The sequence below is a fragment of the Photorhabdus heterorhabditis genome, assembly GCF_001280945.1.
GTDB lineage: Bacteria > Pseudomonadota > Gammaproteobacteria > Enterobacterales > Enterobacteriaceae > Photorhabdus > Photorhabdus heterorhabditis.
The window spans coordinates 1-4604 of the sequence record NZ_LJCS01000118.1; the positions used below are offsets into that span (position 1 = coordinate 1).

General features: G+C 51.3%; 4 protein-coding genes and 1 pseudogene. All 5 read left to right on the forward strand.

Annotated elements, in window-relative coordinates; translation table 11 throughout:
- The coding region (locus AM629_RS20490; RefSeq protein ID WP_476704003.1) for a T6SS phospholipase effector Tle1-like catalytic domain-containing protein at window positions 1–376 on the forward strand (376 nt) is incomplete at its 5' end.
- Between the two features lie 337 nt (window positions 377–713).
- Window positions 714–902: pseudogene (locus AM629_RS25090) on the forward strand (type VI secretion system contractile sheath large subunit); the annotation flags it as partial.
- 19 nt (window positions 903–921) lie between these two features.
- Window positions 922–2280 carry a type VI secretion system baseplate subunit TssK gene (tssK, locus tag AM629_RS20500; RefSeq protein ID WP_054481594.1) on the forward strand — a complete coding sequence of 453 codons (1359 nt, stop codon included), beginning with the start codon at window positions 922–924 and terminating at the stop codon, window positions 2278–2280.
- Window positions 2277–2927, forward strand: a complete 651-nt coding sequence (tssL, locus tag AM629_RS20505) for a type VI secretion system protein TssL, short form (RefSeq protein WP_054481596.1) — start codon at window positions 2277–2279, stop codon at window positions 2925–2927. The genes tssK and tssL overlap by 4 nt, the downstream gene beginning before the upstream one ends.
- A 10-nt stretch (window positions 2928–2937) precedes the next feature.
- Window positions 2938–4604 (forward strand): OmpA family protein (locus AM629_RS20510; RefSeq protein WP_054481598.1); only part of this gene is annotated, 1667 nt, incomplete at its 3' end.

Sequence of the window (4604 nt, forward strand, 5' to 3'; positions counted from 1 at the left end):
CTTCGGCACAATGTGTAATAAACCCCTGTCGCTTTTGACGGTGGACTGCAATGTGGTTGGGGCAATGGCACCGGTTGGCTGTGCTTTGTTTATCTTCAAACGGAAAAAAATCGGCAACATGATGGCGAATGCCATCAACGAAACTCACGCCACGCAGCTGGAAGTGAGCGTACACGATTTATCCACCCAAGAACTTATTCCCATGTTACCGGACGCGGAGCAGACGAAAGCATTCACCCATAATGTGGGTGAGGTGACCCGTCAGCAGAGACAGTTTATCGAAGAACGACGCATGCAAATCGCCAAAGAGAAGCTCAAAGCGCGTTGGGCCGGCAAGATTCTGGAACTGCCCCCGCGAGGAGGGCCTGAGCAATGAAGAACGTGATCCGTCAGGGCGATCCGGTCAGGTGTAACTGTTGTGGAATGACCACCATTGCCGGGTGTTGTCATTGGCGAAGGTGCAACGCGACCAGTCGCCTGCCAGCGACCGCAAACCGTACCCGGCTTTTTATCAACAACAACGTCGCCGGTGCAGGCGACCTCACACACTCAAAAACAGGCGTCATATTATGGCTATCCCCGCTTATTTGTGGTTGAAAGATGACGGTGGTGCGGACATCAAAGGTTCTGTCGATGTACAGAATAGTGAAGGCAGCATCGAAATTGTGGCGCTGGAACATGCGCTGCATATTCCAACGGACAACAGTACTGGCAAGCTGACCGATCCATCTGACGATCTGCAAGCTTCGCATCCGCTGCGTGAAGCGCGGGTGGTCGTTGAGGATATTGACGACAACCCGGGATTCTTCCGGGTCAGGCTGTATGCGGTGCCACACTTTCAGGTCGAAGGGATTGACGTCAGTTTGTCTTTGGTTTCTCAGATGCCGAAGGCGAAAGAGTAATCATTCACTGGGGGTTATGATGAAAATTTTACGTCCTCTCTGGATTGAGGATGCCTTTTTGGCACCTCAACAATTTCAGCAACAGGCAAGCTGGGAGGCATTGACGAAGGATTGCATTGCCCATCTGGGACTGATCCATCCTTGGGGAGTGTTGGACATTCAGTTTGATCAGGATGCACTGCGCTTAAACCGACTGAAAGTTCAGCATCTCAGAGTCCGGTTACAGGATGGAACGCTGATTGACACCGATCATGCTGACAATCTGCCAGCGGCTTGCGATTTGCAGAAGGTTATACCGGAGGATTTGCATGCGGTTGAGGTATTACTGGCATTACCGTTGGAACATGCTAATGGCGGCAACTGCCGTCAAAGCAGTGAAGAGGCAATGCCAGGACAATCGCCGCTGCGTTATCAGCAAGAGTGGGTTGAAATACAGGACAGATTCGGTGATGCGAGTGAGTCGATTGCGGTTGAGCGCTACGCATTTTCTCTGCGCTTTAAGCATGATGAAAATGGCGATTATTTGACGTGTCCTCTGGCACGTTTGGTACGTGACGGGCAGGCAGGTTGGACGCTTGATAATAGCTTTATTCCCCCGCTGCTCTCTTTCGCCGCTCATCCGCCACTGCTGGAACAGCTCGATCTGTTGCTAATTCAGCTACGTGCTAAGCGTACGCGTCTAATGGGGATGCGCCGTGAAAGTAATCAACGGATGGCCGACTTCGCTGTCGCTGATGTGTCGCTGTTCTGGTTGCTGAATGCACTCAATAGCTATGAGCCGGTGCTGAATGATTTTAAGGCTGGACCCGCATTGCACCCGGAAATCATCTACCGTGAAATGGTGAAGTTAGCAGGAGCGTTGCTGACATTCTCGTTGGATCATGATCTCGACGCGATCCCCGTTTATCAACACGATCAGTTACGTGATGTTTTTCCGCCTCTAATGCAGCTGATTAGCACTTTGCTTGAAGCCAGATTGCCATCAAGGGTGATTGCTATTGAACTGGAAGTTGTACGCGAGAATCAGTGGAAAGCCTCATTTCACGATAGACGCTTGTGCGAAGAGGCCGATTTCTATCTCTCTGTGCGCTCGTCGATACCGGCACACCAGCTGCAAACCCAGTTTCCGCATTTGTGTAAAGTAGGGGCACCCGATGATATTGACCGGTTGATTAACCGTTCATTAAGCGGCGTTCCTTTACGTCCACTAAGTCATGTGCCAGCCGCGATCCCATTGCGGTTGGAAAATCAGTATTTTGCTTTCGATCTGAATAATCCGTTGGCTAAAGCCATGCTGGAGGCGGGGAACTGTGCCTTCTATGTGCCCGGTACATTATCGGGCGTTCAGTTAGAACTATTTGCGGTATTACGTTCATGAACAAAATGATCTCAATCGACGACCTGATGCTTGACATTGGAATATTGGTGATTGCACTGAGAAACGGTGATAAATCGGCGCAGGGTGAGGCGTTATATCAAAAAGGGGTTGCGTTGATAGAAACGGCACAGCAGCAGCTAAGTGAAAGTGATGTTAGCCAAGATAACATCACCCACGTGATCTATGCCTTATGTGCATTGCTGGATGAAACCGTACTCAGCCGCCCTGGCCGGGATAATGGTCATGATACTTGGTCGAAAACGCTGTTGCAGACGCGATTTTTTAATACTCATCATGCCGGGGAACGGTTGTTTGAACGTATCCGTCAGGTATTGAAGCAATCGCAACCTTCCTTGATGGTACTGACTTGTTTCCAACGCGTATTAGCACTGGGTTTTCAGGGGGGGGATAACGAACAGATTGCACAGGAACGCCAGTCATTACTGGATGTATTGACTCAGCGTGCGGGGGAAATGGTGGTGCAACCACATCAAATGATACGGGTAAACTCACATTGTCATCAGAGGCGATTCTGGCGTTCACGCTCCCTGTGGTTCTGGGGGTGTCAGGCAGTGGGCGTGATAGCTTTGATGTGGTTGGGCCTGCATTTCTATCTTCAGCAATGTCTGTCTGTTGGGCAAGGCTAAGGAGAGTAAATTGAGTTGTGCATTAAGACGAGCGCTATGGGTTCTGGCTTGCGCTTTGGCTGCGGTGCTGTGCGGGTTCTTCCCGTTGGGAAAGGTGTCTGTTGCATTGTGGCTATGTGTCATTCTGGTGATAGCGATCATTGCTTGGTGGCGGACAGGACGCGCTATGCGTGAAATGTCCCACCAAGACAGTGTTTATTGTTTGCTGGCGGCACTGCCTGCGGCTTCGTGGCGTCAGCCGGTGGTGCTGACCTGTGGTGAGAGTGTGACAACCCTATTTGCAGGAGAACCGCTGCGCATCACGCCACAGGGCTGTTTTATCTGCGTACCGCGACAAAGTGAGATGAGCGTGCTGGTGGAAGCCATTATTACGGCCAGACCTGACTGGTGTACTCAGATCAGCGTGCTATTAACACTCTTCCCAGAGCAGCAACAGGATCAGGCGGTAATGACCGCACAGATCCGGGAGTTTCGTTATCAGGTTGCTTGTGTTGCGCAACTAACCGCCTGTCGTACACCTGTGTTAATCGCAGGTTATCTTGATGGTGATATTAGCCCGTGGTTCGAATTGCAGGCAGGCCGTCCGATGATGACAGTCTGTTGCGAGAAACATGACGCCATTGGGATGAATATCTGGTTGACAGAAGGAGATACACAGCCGCGCGTTGTACGTTTACAACAGGCAGTTGCGGTTGCGGCATGGCAACGTTGGATGGTGGAAAACGTTCTGAGCGAGTGCCAGTCGCCAGATCTAACCAGCCAGCCTTGTCATCCTATAGCAATGGCAGTGAGGTTTTTGCCCCAAACTCCGCAGGCAAATAATCTTTGGACGAAATGGCTAATCGCTCATACAACTTTACCCCGCATCAGCCACAGCATCTCTGGTGCCGCAGGTGTACTGCCATTTCCTGATGCAATGCTGCGTTTGTTGCCATGTTATGACGGCTATTCACCGCGTCGGCGCGCGGTACTTTGGACGATTGGCTTGCTGACTGGATTTACTTGTCTGGCATTAACGGCCAGTGCCTGGAATAACCAGCGTTTGTTACGGCAGATACGCAGTGATTTACAACATTACCACGCTATTAGCATGGAAGACGGTGGTGCCAAAGTGCAGGCTTACCATCAACTCAAGCGCAACGTGGCATTGCTGGAGAAATATCATCGGGACGGTGAACCGGTGCGTTTGGGACTGGGGCTGTATTTGGGGGATCACCTTTATGCGCCATTGATGGATGTCATCAACCATGCGGTATTACCGGTATCACCGCCTGCGTTGCCGAAGAAAGATAAAGTGCTGCCGCAGACGTTGAGTCTTAACAGCATGTCATTATTCGACGTTGGACAGTCCCGTCTTAAAGCGGGATCTGCCAAAGTTCTGGTGAACGCGTTGATGGATATCAAAGCCAAACCCGGCTGGCTGATTGTGATAACTGGCTATACCGATTCCACTGGCGATACTGAAAAAAACCGTGCGTTATCACTGGCGCGGGCGGAAGCGGTACGCGACTGGCTATTACAAACCAGCGATATTCCGCTCGCTTGCTTTACCGTCCAAGGCGAAGGTGCAACGCGGCCGGTCGCCACCAATTCAACGGCTGCGGGGCGTGCTGCCAACCGCAGAGTTGAAATCCGTCTGGTACCTAACGCAGTCGCCTGCCAGCGACTGCAACAAGT

Coding starts and splice junctions, on each gene's coding strand:
- tssL (WP_054481596.1), top strand. CDS start 2,277: ATGAACAAAATGATCTCAATCGACGACCTGATGCTTGACATTGGAATA.
- tssK (WP_054481594.1), top strand. CDS start 922: ATGAAAATTTTACGTCCTCTCTGGATTGAGGATGCCTTTTTGGCACCT.